The following is a 14,768-nucleotide window of genomic DNA, read 5'->3' on the forward strand; positions in this document are numbered from 1 at the left end:
TCAGCCCAACCTACGCACTATCGCGGCCGTGGCGGTCCGCCGATGCGGCCGCTCCTACAGGTTGCCGAAGCGCAACTCTGTGTCAGCTGGCGCTACGCGGCAGCAGCAGGCCCAGGGGCAACAGCACCCGGGCCTCCACCCCTCCTCCCTCGCGATTGCGCAGTTCGGCGCTACCGCCGTGCTGGGCGGCGATGCGCTTGACGATGGCCAGGCCCAGCCCGGAACCGCTGACGGTGCGGGCGCGATTGCCGCGGGTGAAGGGATTGAAGATGTCCTGCAGGTCCTTGGGATCGATGCCGGGGCCGCGATCCATCACGCTCAGGGCGACATAGGGCGCGGTGGCTGAGCCCGCCACCTGTCCGACCACCTCGACGCCTCCACCGCCGCCGTGGCGCAGGGCGTTTTCCACCAGGTTGGTCAGCAGCCGCTTGAAGGAAATGCGCCGCACCGGCAAGGGCGGCAGCACGTCCAGCATCAGCCGTACCCGCTCCTCCTCCTGGTTGTAGGGCGCCACCACCTGGCGGGCCAGCTCGTTGATATTGGTGAGCTCCTGCGGCTCGTCACGGCCATCGCGAACGAAGGCGAGGAACTGGTCGAGGATGGCGTTCATGTCCTCGATGTCGCGAATCATGTCCTCGGCCTCTTCGCGCTCGGCCGGTGGCATCAGCTCTACCGCCAGGCGCAGCCGGGTCAGGGGCGTGCGCAGGTCGTGGGACACCCCGGCCAGCATCAGCTCGCGCTCGCGTCCGGCCTGTTCGACGTCCTCGGCCATCTGGTTGAAGGCATGGTAGACGTCTTGGATCTCGCTGGGCGCATCGGTTTCCGGCAGGCGCACGCTGCGGCCCTTGCCCAGCTCGCGCGCCGCATGCACCAGGCGCCGTAGCGGCTGGTTGAGCTGTCGGACGAAGACCCAGGCGGCGCCGGTGGACAGCAGGCCGATGGCGAAAAACCAGCCAAGCACGCTCCAGATGTGCTGCCCGCGCAGGGGATGGGCCATGAGCGGGATCTTGATCCAGTCCGGTCCCAGGGACGGCGCCAGCACCCACATTGCCGGACCATGCTGGACCCGCACCCGCACCTCGGTCTCCTCGCCCAGCTCCTGCTTCATCTGGCGCTCGAAGATCTCGCTGTAGGGCCAGTGGTATTCCCCCGCAGGCACGGTCTCGGGTGATTCGTAGCGCAGGCCGGCGGCCTGGGCGATGCGTGGCCGTTCGGCTTCCGGAGTGGCCCAGTAGGCCCTGAGCGTCAGGGCCGCGCCATGGCTGTACTGACGATCGACCAGGACGTCCTCGTTGAGTAGCAGATAGACCAGGGTCAGCGCCTTGGAAAACAGCACCGCGAGTAGAACCATCCACAGCGAGCGGGCGAAGAAACTCTGGGGAAACCAGCTGGGCGCCTTCATTGGCCAGACTTTCCGCGCAAAACGGCGCGAAAGCCATCACAACCTCTGGGATTGCAAGGTCCAGATAGGCAACCTGGCGTGGACACATTCGGATACATTTGCTCGTCCATTTCTTCCCTTCAACCTGGAGTTCTCTCGTGTCCGACATCTGCCAGACCGGCCTGGACATCGGCTTCGCCTCGCTCAGCTACGCGCAGATCGCCTTTCTTGGCGTCGTGCAGGGTATCACCGAGCTGCTTCCCATTTCGTCCACGGCGCACATGCGGGTAGTCCCCGCCCTGCTCGGCTGGCGCGATCCCGGCTCGGCCTTTTCCGCTGCCATGCAGATGGCGGCGCTGGCGGCGGTGATCAGCTATTTCTGGCGCGATGTCAGTGGTGTGACCCGGGGCAGCCTCGCCGCGGTGCGGCAACGCAACTTCGACAGTCCGGACTTCCTGCTGGCGGTGATGATCGTGCTGGCGACCATTCCCATCTGCATCGCCGGCCTGCTGCTGGCGCCCCTGCTCAACGCCTGCGGCTCGCCACTGCGGGGCCTCAGCGTCATCGGCTACGCCTGCCTGGCCATGGCCGCCCTGCTGGCCCTGGCGGAGCGCATCTGCCGGCACAACAGAGACATCTCGCAGATGCGTCTGCGCGATGCCCTGATCGTGGGGATCGCCCAGGTCGGCGCGCTGATTCCGGGCGTGTCCCGCTCCGGCTCGACCCTGACCGCCGCCATGTTCCTCAATCTGCGCCGCGAGGAAGCCGCGCGCTTTTCCTTCCTGCTGGGCCTGCCGGCCATTGCCCTGGCCGGACTCAAGGAGCTGGTGGTGCTCTGGCACGCGCACATCCCGGCCGAAGCCTGGTCGCTGCTGCTGGTGGGCTTGCTGGTGGCGAGCCTGTCGGCCTTCGCGGCGATCTGGGGCCTGATGCGCTTTCTGGAACGCTTCTCGACCTGGCCCTTCATTATCTATCGCGCGCTACTGGGGATCTTTCTGCTGGTGGGCGTGCATCAAGGCCTGTTCGCCTGAGCCACCCCCTAGCCGGGGCGCGATGCCCCGGCTACCTGCCTTACTTGCCGGCGCCATCCGGCACGAAGACGTAACCCACGCCCCAGACGGTCTGGATATAGCGCGGCTTGGACGGATCGGGCTCGATCATCCGGCGCAGGCGCGAGATCTGGACGTCGATGGAGCGCTCCAGGGCGTCCCATTCGCGACCACGGGCCAGGTTCATCAGCTTGTCGCGGGTCAGCGGTTCACGGGCGTGATCGACCAGCGCCTTGAGCACGGCGAATTCGCCAGTGGTGAGCATGTGGGTCTCTTCGCCACGCTTGAGCTCGCGGGTAGCCAGGTGCAGGGCGTAGTCACCAAAGGTCACGATCTCGTCGGTACCAGCGGGCGCGCCGGGTACCACCGGGGCCTGGCGACGCAGCACGGCCTTGATCCGGGCCACCAGCTCCAGCGGGTTGAAGGGCTTGGCCAGGTAGTCGTCGGCGCCCTGGTCCAGACCCTGGATCCGGCTGCCTTCGTCGCCCTTGGCGGTCAGCATGATGATGGGGATGCGGTTGCCGCTCTCACGCAGCCGGCCGCAGGCGGACAAGCCGTCTTCACCGGGCATCATCAGGTCGAGAACGACCAGGTTGAAGACTTCCCGCGCCAACAGGCGGTCCATCTGTTCGGCGCTTTCGACGGTGCGCACGCGGTAACCCTGTTCGGCTAGAAAACGCTCCAAGAGGCGGCGCAGCCGGGCGTCGTCATCGACGACCAGGATCTTTTCACCTTCTGGGGCAGCAGGGGTGCTCATAATATCTCCTTGTGATCTAGCACTGGATTATGCCGTAGGCCATCCGACCGCGGCGTTGGGCCATTGTTAGCAGATTTTGCCTGGTCTTGGGCGGTGACGCTGGCGCAGGGCGTGGCAGCCAGGCGGGCTCGGGTATACTGCGGCCCGCTTTTTCTTGTGCCAGCCAGGTAGCCCGATGGATATCAATAGCCGCATCGCCGAGGAGCTCGGCGCCCGCCCGCAACAGGTCGCCGCCGCCGTGGCCCTGCTCGACGAAGGGTCCACCGTGCCCTTCATCGCCCGTTATCGCAAGGAAGTCACCGGCAGCCTGGACGATACCCAGCTGCGTCATCTGGAAGAACGCCTGCGCTATCTGCGCGAGCTGGAGGAGCGCCGCCGCGCGGTGCTGGCCTCCATCGAGGAGCAGGGCAAGCTGACCCCCGAGCTGGCCCGCGAGATCAATCTGGCCGATACCAAGACGCGGCTGGAGGACCTCTATCTGCCCTACAAGCAGAAGCGTCGCACCAAGGGCCAGATCGCCCTGGAGGCCGGCCTCGGCCCGCTGGCGGAGGCCCTGCTGCAGGACCCGACGCTGACCCCGGAGACCGAAGCGGCCGCTTACGTGGATGCGGACAAGGGCGTTGCAGACGTCAAGGCCGCGCTGGAAGGCGCCAAGTACATTCTCATGGAGCGCTTCGCCGAGGACGCCGACCTGCTGGCGCGGCTGCGCGGCGTCCTGCAACAGGACGCCATCCTCAGTGCGCGCCTGGTGCCCGGCAAGGAGACCGAAGGCGCCAAGTTCGGCGACTACTTCGAGCACGACGAAGCCTTCCGGGCCGTGCCCTCGCACCGTGCCCTGGCGATCTTCCGTGGGCGCAACGAAGGCATCCTCAGCGCCGCGCTCAAGCTCGGTGAAGAAGGCCCGGGCATCGCCCATCCCTGTGAAGGGCTGATCGCCGCGCATTTCGGCCTGAAGAACGAAGGCCGCGCCGCGGACAGGTGGCTGGCCGAGGTGGTGCGCTGGACCTGGAAGGTCAAGCTCTATACCTCCCTGGAAACCGACCTGCTCGGCGAGCTGCGCGAGAAGGCCGAGGAAGAGGCCATCGCGGTCTTCGCCCGCAACCTGCATGACCTGCTGCTGGCCGCGCCGGCCGGTCCGCGCACTACCCTGGCGCTGGACCCGGGCCTGCGCACCGGGTGCAAGATCGCGGTGGTGGATGCCACCGGCAAGCTGCTGGCCACCGACACGGTCTATCCCCATGCGCCGCGCAATCAGTGGGACCAGACCCTGGCCACCCTCGGCGTGCTCTGCACCAAGCACGGCGTGGACCTGATCGCCATCGGCAACGGCACCGCCAGCCGCGAGAGCGACAAGCTGGCGGGCGAACTGATCAGCAAGTATCCGGGCCTGGGCTTGACCAAGGTGATGGTCAGCGAAGCCGGTGCCTCGGTGTATTCCGCCTCGGAACTGGCCGCCCGGGAATTCCCGGAGCTGGACGTCTCCCTGCGCGGCGCCGTGTCCATTGCCCGGCGCCTGCAGGATCCGCTGGCCGAGCTGGTGAAGATCGAGCCCAAGTCCATCGGTGTCGGCCAGTATCAGCACGACGTCTCCCAGCTCAAGCTGGCGCGCAGCCTGGACGCCGTGGTGGAAGACTGCGTGAACGCCGTGGGCGTGGACGTGAACACCGCCTCCGCAGCCCTGCTGGCGCGGATTTCCGGCCTCAACGCCACCCTGGCGCAGAACATCGTGCAATTCCGCGACGCCAACGGCGCCTTCGCCACCCGCGAGGCGCTGAAGAAGGTGCCGCGGCTGGGCGAGAAAACCTTCGAGCAGGCCGCCGGCTTCCTGCGCGTGATGAGCGGCGCCAATCCGCTGGATGCCTCGGCGGTGCACCCGGAAACCTATCCGCTGGTACAGCGCATCGCCGCCGATACCGGCCGCGATATCCGCTCGCTGATCGGCGACTCGGCCTTCCTCAAGCGCCTGGACCCGAAGAAATTCACCGACGAGAGCTTTGGCCTGCCGACGGTGACCGACATCCTCCAGGAACTGGACAAGCCCGGCCGCGACCCGCGTCCCGAGTTCAAGACCGCGGTGTTCCAGGACGGCGTCGAGAAGCTTTCCGATCTCAAACCGGGCATGGTGCTGGAAGGCGTCATCACCAACGTCACCAACTTCGGTGCCTTCGTCGACATCGGCGTGCACCAGGACGGCCTGGTGCACATCAGCGCCCTGTCGGAGAAATTCGTCAAGGATCCCTACGAGGTGGTCAAGGCGGGCGACATCGTCAAGGTCAAGGTGATGGAGGTGGACGTGCCGCGCAATCGCGTGGGGCTGTCCATGCGCATGGGCGACACGCCCGGCGAGAAGGTCGACGGCAAGCCCGGCGGTCAGGCCCGCGGCAATGGCGGCAAGCCCCGCGCCGACAAGGGCGCCCCGCGCCAGACCCAATCGGCCCCGGCCAACAACGCCATGGCGTCATTGTTCGCCAATGCCAAGCAACTGAGGAAATGAGCATGAGTGGTTCTCCCGTAGGCAAGGACAGCGCCTTCAGCACCCTGCTGGGCATGACGATCCACAAGGCCGAGGCCGGCGAGTCCGAGGTACGCATGAGCGTGCAGGACAAGCTCATCAACCTGCACGGCAAGCTGCACGGTGGCGCCGTCTTCTCGCTGATCGACACCGCCCTGGGCCAGGCCAGCCACAGCCTGTTCGACGGCCAGCCCGGCAGCGTGACCCTGGAATGCAAGGTCAACTACGTGCGTGGCGTGAGCGAAGGCGAACTGGTCTGCCGCGCCCGGGTGATCCATCCGGGCCGCAAGACCCACGTACTGGAAGCCCAGGTGCATCAGGGCGACAAATTGATCGCCCTGGCCCAGGCGACCTTCGCCTGTCTGTGACCGGCCAGCTTGGGCGGCAGCGAAGCGGCGCATATCGCCCTTTGCCGCTGCCTGAGCTACGCTGGGAGACAACTGAGCGGGTTGCGGTCTGAGGCTTGAACCCGGACCGCAGCAGTGACTGCTGCCCCCCGCGTCGGCCCTGGCCGGCAACCCTCATTTCAGTCGGTTTCTTCTACCCTGTCCGGGGCGAGTACCGCCATAGGAAGTCAACTTGAGCGATATCCTGTCCCGCCGCCTGGCCCTGCTCGGCGCTGATCCCACCCTTCTGGCCGAATGCCTGCACGGTATCGAACGCGAGACCTTGCGGGTGGACGCCCATGGCCAGCTGTCCCGGCGCCCTCATCCGCAGGCCCTGGGATCGGCCCTGACCCATCCGCAGATCACCACGGACTACTCCGAGGCCCTGCTGGAATTCATCACCCCCACCGGCACCCGCACGCCCGAGGTGCTGGCGGCCCTGGATCGAGTGCACCGCGCCGCGGTCGCCGAGCTCGACGGCGAGCGCCTGTGGAGCGGCTCCATGCCCTGCGCGCTGCCGGCCGAGGACGAGATCCCCATCGCCGATTACGGCAGCTCCAACATCGGTCGACTCAAGCACGTCTACCGCCGCGGCCTGGCCCTGCGCTACAGCCGCACCATGCAGTGCATCGCCGGCATCCACTACAACTTCTCGCTACCGGAACCGGCGTGGGAACTCCTGCGTCAGCACGAAGGCGATTCCAGCGACGCCCGTGACCATCAGTCGGCGCGCTACATCGCCCTGATCCGCAACTTCCGGCGCTACAGCTGGCTGCTCATGTACCTGTTCGGCGCTTCGCCAGCGCTGGACGTGGGCTTCCTGCGCGGCCGGCCGCACCAGTTGCAGACCCTCGACGAGCGGACCCTGTATTTGCCCTATGCCACCAGCCTGCGCATGAGCGATCTGGGCTACCAGAGCAACGCCCAGGCCAGCCTGACGCCGGACTACAACGACCTGACCACCTACACCGAGAGCCTGAGACGCGCGGTGGGCACGCCCTACCCGCCCTATGCGGAGATCGGTACCCACCAGAACGGCGAGTGGGTGCAGCTCAACACCAACATCCTGCAGATCGAGAACGAGTACTACGCCACCATCCGCCCGAAGCGCGTCACTCGCAGCGGCGAGCGGCCGGTGCAGGCGCTGATGGCCCGTGGCGTGCAGTACATCGAGGTGCGCTGCCTGGACATCGATCCCTTCCTGCCACTGGGCATCGACACCACCGCTGCGCTGTTCCTCGACGCCTTCCTGCTCTATTGCGCCCTGGAAGGCAGCCCGCCGCTCAACGGCGAGTGCCGCGAATGCACCGACAACTTCGCCAGCGTGGTGCGTGAAGGCCGCAAGCCCGGCCTGCGCCTGCAACGCCATGGCGCTTCGGTGACCATGATCGACTGGGCGGCGGAGATGCTCGACCAGATCGAACGCTGCGCCGAGACCCTGGATGCCAGCCTGGGTGGCGATGCCCATCGCCAGGCGGTGGCAGTGCAGCGGCAGAAGCTGGCCGATGTCCGCCTCACCCCCTCGGCGCGGGTGCTGCAGGAACTGCGTGAGCGCGGCGAAAGCTTTGCCGACTTCGGCCTGCGCCAGAGCGAGGCCCATGCGGCCTATTTCGCCAGCCACCCGCTGAGCGAAGGCGAGCAGGCCTGCTATGCCCAGATGGCACGCCAGTCGCTGGACGAGCAGGCGGAGATCGAGGCGGCGCCCCAGGGGGATTTCGATACCTTCGTGGCGGCCTATCAGGCCAGCATTCTGGCGACGATCGGGGTGTAGGGTGGCGTAGGTTGGGTTGAGACGGCTTCATCGTCGAAGCCCAACGCTTTGGGTTATTGGTGCGCTAGCCGGTTACCGAGTTTTGCTGGCACTTCTTGTTTCGCTCCCCCGAGCGACTCACTTTTGCCAGTCGCGGCAAAAGTAAGCAAAAACGCTTGCCCCGGACATCCGGCCCTGCGCTTCGCTCCGGGTGACTCGCGTTGCTCGCCCTTCGGGCCAGCCTGCGGCTGTTACTTCGCTGCGCTACGTTGCGCTCACGCCAGCGCCGTTCCGGGGTCGGCCTACACGGGCCATCATGGTCCGTGTAGGCCTCTCGCCGCATCCCTGCGGCTCAACCCCTCCAGGACACTGGCGTTCGCCCTTCTGAACGGGGCGATTCGCCAGCCTGGAAATTCTGGTTGTAAAGCCGTGAATAGCCCGTAGCCCGTAGCCCGTAGCCCGTAGCCCGTAGCCCGTAGCCCGTAGCGTGGACAACGGCTAAGCCTTGTCCACTGATAGCAGCGGTGCCCCACCAGTGGAAAACGCTGCGCGGTTTTCCACGCTACGTCTCCAGACGCCAGCGGACGAATCGATGGTTGATGAGGGCGCCTTCCGATATCGATGCAGGAAGTGCCAGCTGCGCCTTGGAGCGGTTTCAGTTCGGACTGGAGCTAGCGCGGCCATGGGCCGTTCCTACAGGTGTGCCTAGAATGTGTAGGAGCGGCCCATGGCCGCGATGACGAGCGGCTTGGTAGCGTTGGGCTTCGCTCCGCTCAGCCCAACCTACGCTCACGTTCGCCTACAGGCTCTTCTCGAAGATCTTCGAATTGCGCTGGAAGTTGTACAGCGACGCCCGCGCGGCGGGCAGCCGCTCCACGCCGCTCGGCTCGAAGCCGCGTTCGCGGAACCAGTGGGCGGTCTTGGTGGTGAGCACGAACAGGGTGCCGAGGCCACGCTCGCGGGCGCGCTGTTCGATGCGCGCCAGCAGGGCGTCGCCACGGCCGCCGTGGCGGTAGTCGGGATTCACCGCCAGGCAGGCCAGCTCACCCGCGGCTGATTCGGCGATGGGATAGAGCGCTGCGCAGGCGATGATCAGGCCTTCGCGTTCGACGATGCTGAATTGCTCGATCTCGCGCTCCAGCACCTCGCGGGAGCGGCGGACCAGGATGCCCTGCTCTTCCAGCGGACGAATCAACTCCATCAGGCCGCCGACGTCGGCGATAGTCGCCTCGCGCAGGGTCTCGAAGGGTTCCTGAGCCACCAGGGTGCCGCTACCAGCGCGGGTGAAGAGCTCAGTGAGCAGCGCGCCATCCTCGGCGTAGCCGACGATGTGGCAGCGCCGCACGCCACCACGGGTGGCCTGGGCGGCGGCGTCGAGCAATTCGGCCTGGTAGGAGCTGCCCAGGCGCGCCAGATGGGTGGGGATCTGCTGCGGACCGATCTCGCGGATCAGGGCGCCATGCTCGTCCAGCAGGCCCGGTTCGGCGCCGTAGAGCACCAGCTTGTCGGCGCCCAGGTCGATGGCGGCGCGCATGGCCACGTCTTCGCAGGCCAGGTTGAAGGTCTCGCCGGTGGGGGAATAGCCCAGGGGCGAAAGCAGCACGATGGTGCGCTCGTCGAGCAGGCGACCGATACCACGCCGGTCGATGCGGCGGACTTCACCGGTGTGGTGGAAGTCGACGCCGTCCTGCACTCCTACCGGCCGCGCGGTGACCAGGTTGCCGCTGGCCACCCGCAGGCGCGAGCCCTGCATGGGCGAGGCGGCCATGTCCATGGACAGCCGTGCCTCTATGGCGCTGCGCAGGCTGCCGACCGCGTCGATCACCGCTTCCAGGGTCGGGCCATCGGTGATGCGCAGGTCGTTGTAGAAGCGCGGTTCGATGCCACGGGCGGCCAGGCGCGATTCGATCTGCGGGCGCGATCCATGCACCAGCACCAGGCGTACACCCAGGCTGTGCAGCAGGACCAGGTCGTGGACGATGTTGCCGAAGTTGGGATGGGCGACGCCGTCACCGGGCAGCATGACGACGAAGGTGGCGTCGCGGTGGGCGTTGATATAGGGCGAGGCGTGGCGGAGCCAGTTGACGTATTCGTGCATCGAGACGAAGACCCTTGGTGGATAGGCGTGAGGGTGAACGAGGGCAGGCAGGGCGTTCAGCGTCGTCGCAGCACGGAGGTTCCTCGACAGGGAGCGGATGGGCAGGCAGGGTCAGTAGACCGCCTGGAGTTTACAAAAAGTCACGTTGGGCGCGCGGGTCTGTTCATCGGACAGCCGCCGCCTCGCCCAGGCAGTAGTGGCCGATCAGTTGCTGCAGCAGCTTGACGGTAGGCGCGATCCGCGCCAGCGCCAGATGCTCCTCGGGCTGGTGCGCGCAACTGATGTCGCCGGGGCCGAGCACCAGCACCTCCTGGGTGATCGCCTGTAGATAGGGCGCCTCGGTGGCGAAGGCCACGGCGTCGGCGGTATGGCCGGTGAGGCGCTCGGCCAGGCGCACCAGCTCGGCCTCGGCCGGCTGCTCGAAGGGTGGCACGGCGGGAAACAGCGGCTGGTAGTCGATCCGTACCCCGAAGCGCTCGGCGAGCGGCAGGAGCCGCCCACGGATGGCCTGGCGCAGGGCTTCCGGCTGCATGCCCGGTAGCGGACGCAGGTCGAATTCCAGGGCGCACTGGCCGCAGATACGATTAGGGTTGTCACCGCCATGGATGCAGCCGAGGTTGAGGGTCGGCTGGGGCACCAGGAACAGCGGGTTGCGGTACTCGCGCTGCCACTGGGCGCGCAAGTCGAGCAGCTCGCCCATCACCGCCTGCATGGCGTCCAGGGCGCTGTGGCCCAGTGTCGGATCGGAGGAATGGCCACTCTGACCCAGGATGTCGATGCGCTCCATGAGAATGCCCTTGTGCAGGCGAATCGGCCGCAGCCCGCTCGGCTCGCCGATCACCGCGGCGCGGCCCAGCGGGCGTCCGGCCTCGGCCAGCACCCGGGCGCCGTCCATGGAGGATTCCTCATCGCAGGTGGCCAGCACGATCAGCGGCTGGCGCAGTTGGCGCAGATCCAACTCGCGCACCGCCTCGAGGATCAGCGCGAAGAAGCCCTTCATGTCGCAGCTGCCCAGCCCGTACCAGCGATCGTCGGCTTCGCGCAGGCGCAAGGGATCGGCCTGCCAGAGGGCCTCGTCGTAGGGCACGGTGTCGGTATGGCCGGCCAGCACCAGCCCGCCCGGACCGCTGCCCAGGGTGGCTATGAGATTGAACTTGCCCGGCGCCACCTCCTGGGTCTCGCAGGCGAAGCCCAGGGCACCGAACCAGTCGGCCAGGCGGGCGACCACCCCGGCGTTGGACTGGTCCAGCGCCGGCTGGGTGCAACTCACCGAACGCTCGGCGATGAGGGTGGCGAACAGAGCTTTCAGCGCGGGCAGAGTCATGCGGGGCCTCCTGGTCACGACCCCATCATGGCGTCATCCGCCCGGCGATGAAACCTTCATGGGCCTTGAACGCGTGGACCGGCTAAACTAGCGGCCACGTTCTCGCCGTCCGTCGTCATGACGCGCTCGGCACGGAGCCGGACCGTTCTCTTCCGGCGCCAGGATCCTGCAATGGCCAAAGAAACCGAAATCAAGCTGCGCGCCAGTGCGGCCACCCTCGACGCCCTGCGCGCTCATCCGCTGCTGAAGAAGCGCTGCAAGGAAGGCTGGCAGCGTCACGAACTCTCCAACTGCTATTACGACACCGACACCCGCGACCTGGCCCATGCCAAGGTCGCCCTGCGCGTGCGGCGTGATGGCGACCGCTACATCCAGACGCTCAAGAGCCGCGGCCAGAGCCTGGCCGGGCTGTCCGAGCGCAACGAATGGGAATGGCCGTTGGCCGATGCCACCCTGGACACCGCGCTGTTCGACGACAGCTGCTGGCCCGCTGAGCTGGCCGACCTGGACCTACGCCGCCTGCAGCCGGTGTTCGACACCGACTTCGTCCGTGACGCCGCGGAAATCGCCTGGGGCCGGGGCAAGACTCGTACCGTGATCGAGGTGGCCCTGGACCAGGGCGAGGTGCGCGCGGGCGAACAGCGCGAAGCCATCGCCGAGGTCGAGCTGGAACTGCGTCAGGGCGAACCGGCGACCCTGCTGGAGCTGGCCGAGCAACTGGCCGCCGAGCTGCCGCTGATGCCCTGCGACATCAGCAAGGCCGAGCGCGGCTATCGCCTGCACGATGCGTCGAGCTACACCCTCTATCTGTCCGCGCCGGAACTGGACGCCGAGACGCCGCTGGACGAAGCCGTCGCCCGCCTGGGTTGGCACCTGCTGGCCGGCAGTCAACGCCTGGCCGAACAGTATCGCTGGAATGGCCACTGGCGCCTGCTGGTGGACTGGGTGCACCAGCTGATCGATCTGCGTGCGCTGCTCGGCAGCCTCGGTCAGGCCGCGCCGCGCGCCACCAGTCGCGACCTGCGCCAGGCCCTCGATGAGCTGCTCGCCGATTGGCGTCCGCTGGCCGTGATCGGTCAGGACGACGAGGAAGCGCGCCGCCAGGCGCCGCAGCGCTTCGCCGCCGAACTGGAACAGCCACGCTGGGGCCTGTTCTCCCTGCGTGCCGCGCGCTGGCTGCATGAGCGCGCCTGGATCCAGGGTCGTACCGGTCGCGGCGAGCGCCAGGGCGTGACGCCGCTGGGCCAATGGCTGCCGCGCCTGCTGGCCCAGGAGGCGGCCGAACTGCCGCTGCTGCGCGCCATCACCGAACCCGAGCTGATCCAGCAGCAGCTGCCGCGCCTGGAGCGGATGCAGGTCTGGCTGCACCTGGCGCGTGGCGCCCTGGACCTGCCCGAGGCCGACCGCCTGTATGGCGAACTGGGCAAGCTGGCCCCGCTGAGCGCCCATGGCGATCTCGCCGGGGTGGCCGAACAGGCCCGCCTGGTTTACGGACTGGCACCCTGGAAAGCCCTGGCCTGAGCCGCCGGACGGCAGGACAGAGGCGCTCCTGCCGTCTACGCTGATGGCACAAGGCCGCGAGCGATTCTGTCGCACAAAGTCGCTATGCTGAAGGAGGCGACCGTCCTAGAGGTTACGGGAGGAAGGTCGCTCCCGGTCAGAGACCGGGCATCATCCGAGGCGACCACCTTTTCAAGGAGTCCAGATGTCCGCCATAGCCTCCTCTTCCGCTGATCGTTGGCTCGACCTGGGCGATATCCTGCGTGAGCTGGTCAGCCAGCGGCGGATCGACCAGCAGACCGCCGAACAGTGCCTGCTCCTGCGCCGCGGCTCGGCCAATCCGCAGCAGCATCCGCTGGAGTTCCTGGCGGCGCAGAGCGTGGACGACCTCAGCCGTCCGGGGCGCAAGCTGGATCTGGACAGCCTGACCCGCTGGCTGGCCGACTATTCGAAGCAGCCTTTCTACCGCATCGATCCGCTCAAGGTGGACGTGGCCTCGGTCACCCCGCTGATGTCCTATGCCTTCGCCCAGCGCAACAAGATCCTGGCCGTGGCGGTGAGCCCGGACGAGGTGACGGTGGCCAGCGCCCAGCCCTTCGTGCACAGCTGGGAGAGCAACCTCACCCATGTGCTGCAGCGGCCGATCAAGCGCGTGGTGGCCAGCCCCGCGGACATCACCCGCTACACCCAGGAATTCTTTCGCCTGGCCCGCTCGGTCACCGGCGCTTCGGCGGTCGAGCAGAAGAGCAGTGGCGTCGGCAACTTCGAGCAACTGGTCAATCTCGGTGCCGCCGATGGCGAGCCGGATGCCAACGACGCCCACATCGTCAATATCGTCGACTGGCTGTTCCAGTACGCCTTCCAGCAGCGCGCCAGCGATATTCACGTCGAGCCACGGCGCGAGCAGGGGGCGGTGCGCTTTCGCATCGATGGCGTGCTGCACACCGTCTACCAGTTCCCCGCCCAGGTCACCCTGGCGGTGGTCAGCCGGATCAAGAACCTCGGCCGCATGAACGTCGCCGAGAAGCGCAAGCCCCAGGATGGCCGGATCAAGACGCGCATGGCCGGCGAGAAGGAAGTGGAGCTGCGGCTGTCGACCATGCCCACCGCCTTCGGCGAAAAGCTGGTGATGCGGATCTTCGACCCGGACGTGCTGCTCAAGAGCTTCGACCAGCTCGGTTTCTCCGCCGACGACCTGCGCCGCTGGGCCGACATGACCGGGCAACCCAACGGCATCATCCTGGTCACCGGGCCCACCGGCTCGGGCAAGACCACCACCCTCTACACCACCCTCAAGCAACTGGCCACGCCCGAGGTCAACGTCTGCACCATCGAAGACCCCATCGAGATGGTGGAAGACGCCTTCAACCAGATGCAGGTGCAGCCGAACATCGAGGTGACCTTCGCCAGTGGCGTGCGGGCGCTGATGCGGCAGGACCCGGACATCATCATGATCGGTGAGATCCGCGACCTGGAAACCGCCGAGATGGCCATCCAGGCGGCCCTGACCGGCCACCTGGTGCTCTCCACCCTGCATACCAACGACGCCCCCAGCTCGGTGAGCCGCCTGATCGAACTGGGCGTGCCCTACTACCTGATCCGGGCCACGGTCCTGGGCGTCATGGCCCAGCGTCTGGTACGGACCCTGTGCCCGGCCTGCAAGACGCCCATCGAGCTGGACCCGGCCGCCTGGCAGGAGCTGACCAAGCCCTGGAACGCACCGCTGCCCACGGGGGCCATGCGCCCGGTGGGCTGCCCGGAATGTCGCGACACCGGCTATCGCGGTCGTGCCGGGGTATACGAAATCCTCACCCTCTCCGATAGTCTGCGTGAACTGGTGACGGCGGATACCGATATCACCGCCCTGCGGCGGCAGGCATTCAAGGAAGGCATGCGCAGTCTGCGGCTGTCCGGCGCGCAAAAGATCGCCGCCGGCTTGACCACCGTGGAAGAAGTCTTACGCGTCACGCCCCAGAGTGAACGTTAGCGCCTAGCGCCCAGGCCCCGCGAG

At 67.1% G+C, this 14,768-nt stretch carries 10 protein-coding genes; 6 read left to right on the forward strand and 4 right to left on the reverse strand.

Annotated elements, in window-relative coordinates; genetic code table 11:
• Positions 1-82 precede the first annotated feature (82 nt).
• Positions 83-1,402, reverse strand: coding sequence for a HAMP domain-containing histidine kinase (locus APT59_RS20195; protein WP_059316473.1), 1,320 nt, complete (start codon positions 1,400-1,402; stop codon positions 83-85).
• A gap of 137 nt (positions 1,403-1,539) precedes the next feature.
• Here APT59_RS20195 and uppP point away from each other — a divergent pair, with 137 nt between their 5' ends.
• Complete coding sequence (gene uppP / locus APT59_RS20200) at positions 1,540-2,412, forward strand: undecaprenyl-diphosphatase UppP (protein ID WP_059316474.1); 873 nt, start codon at positions 1,540-1,542, stop codon at positions 2,410-2,412.
• 40 nt (positions 2,413-2,452) lie between these two features.
• Here the strand turns inward: uppP and ompR are convergent, their stop codons facing one another.
• Positions 2,453-3,187, reverse strand: coding sequence for a two-component system response regulator OmpR (gene ompR, locus APT59_RS20205; RefSeq protein WP_059316475.1), 735 nt, complete (start codon positions 3,185-3,187; stop codon positions 2,453-2,455).
• A 175-nt stretch (positions 3,188-3,362) separates the two neighbouring features.
• Here ompR and APT59_RS20210 point away from each other — a divergent pair, with 175 nt between their 5' ends.
• From APT59_RS20210 to gshA, 3 genes are all read left to right on the forward strand, one after another.
• A complete protein-coding gene (locus APT59_RS20210) occupies positions 3,363-5,681 on the forward strand; it encodes a Tex family protein (protein WP_059316476.1) in 2,319 nt (772 codons plus the stop codon).
• Positions 5,678-6,067 (forward strand): PaaI family thioesterase, encoded by a 390-nt coding sequence (locus APT59_RS20215; protein WP_167348571.1) that lies wholly within the window; start codon positions 5,678-5,680, stop codon positions 6,065-6,067. The genes APT59_RS20210 and APT59_RS20215 overlap by 4 nt, the downstream gene beginning before the upstream one ends.
• Positions 6,068-6,278: 211 nt before the next feature.
• The gene (gene gshA / locus APT59_RS20220; RefSeq protein ID WP_059316478.1) at positions 6,279-7,856 is read left to right on the forward strand and encodes a glutamate--cysteine ligase; all 1,578 of its coding nucleotides are present in this window, start codon (positions 6,279-6,281) and stop codon (positions 7,854-7,856) included.
• A gap of 778 nt (positions 7,857-8,634) precedes the next feature.
• Here the strand turns inward: gshA and argA are convergent.
• A complete protein-coding gene (gene argA, locus APT59_RS20225; RefSeq protein ID WP_059316479.1) occupies positions 8,635-9,933 on the reverse strand; it encodes an amino-acid N-acetyltransferase in 1,299 nt (432 codons plus the stop codon).
• 163 nt (positions 9,934-10,096) lie between these two features.
• Positions 10,097-11,257, reverse strand: a complete 1,161-nt coding sequence (argE, locus tag APT59_RS20230) for an acetylornithine deacetylase (RefSeq protein ID WP_059316480.1) — start codon at positions 11,255-11,257, stop codon at positions 10,097-10,099.
• A gap of 171 nt (positions 11,258-11,428) precedes the next feature.
• Here argE and APT59_RS20235 point away from each other — a divergent pair, with 171 nt between their 5' ends.
• A complete protein-coding gene (locus APT59_RS20235) occupies positions 11,429-12,778 on the forward strand; it encodes an inorganic triphosphatase (RefSeq protein ID WP_059316481.1) in 1,350 nt (449 codons plus the stop codon).
• Between the two features lie 184 nt (positions 12,779-12,962).
• Positions 12,963-14,744: a GspE/PulE family protein gene (locus tag APT59_RS20240; protein ID WP_059316482.1), complete on the forward strand. Its 1,782-nt coding sequence runs from the start codon at positions 12,963-12,965 to the stop codon at positions 14,742-14,744.
• The last annotated feature ends 24 nt before the right edge of the window (positions 14,745-14,768 follow it).

Origin of the sequence: Pseudomonas oryzihabitans, assembly GCF_001518815.1 — a bacterium.
GTDB classification, from domain to species: domain Bacteria; phylum Pseudomonadota; class Gammaproteobacteria; order Pseudomonadales; family Pseudomonadaceae; genus Chryseomonas; species Chryseomonas oryzihabitans_E.

Bases quoted from the DNA above. Each gene is read 5' to 3' on its own strand.
- APT59_RS20195 (WP_059316473.1), bottom strand. From the start codon at position 1,402: ATGAAGGCGCCCAGCTGGTTTCCCCAGAGTTTCTTCGCCCGCTCGCTG.
- ompR (WP_059316475.1), bottom strand. From the start codon at position 3,187: ATGAGCACCCCTGCTGCCCCAGAAGGTGAAAAGATCCTGGTCGTCGAT.
- APT59_RS20210 (WP_059316476.1), top strand. From the start codon at position 3,363: ATGGATATCAATAGCCGCATCGCCGAGGAGCTCGGCGCCCGCCCGCAA.
- APT59_RS20215 (WP_167348571.1), top strand. From the start codon at position 5,678: ATGAGCATGAGTGGTTCTCCCGTAGGCAAGGACAGCGCCTTCAGCACC.
- argA (WP_059316479.1), bottom strand. From the start codon at position 9,933: ATGCACGAATACGTCAACTGGCTCCGCCACGCCTCGCCCTATATCAAC.
- argE (WP_059316480.1), bottom strand. From the start codon at position 11,257: ATGACTCTGCCCGCGCTGAAAGCTCTGTTCGCCACCCTCATCGCCGAG.
- APT59_RS20235 (WP_059316481.1), top strand. From the start codon at position 11,429: ATGGCCAAAGAAACCGAAATCAAGCTGCGCGCCAGTGCGGCCACCCTC.
- APT59_RS20240 (WP_059316482.1), top strand. From the start codon at position 12,963: ATGTCCGCCATAGCCTCCTCTTCCGCTGATCGTTGGCTCGACCTGGGC.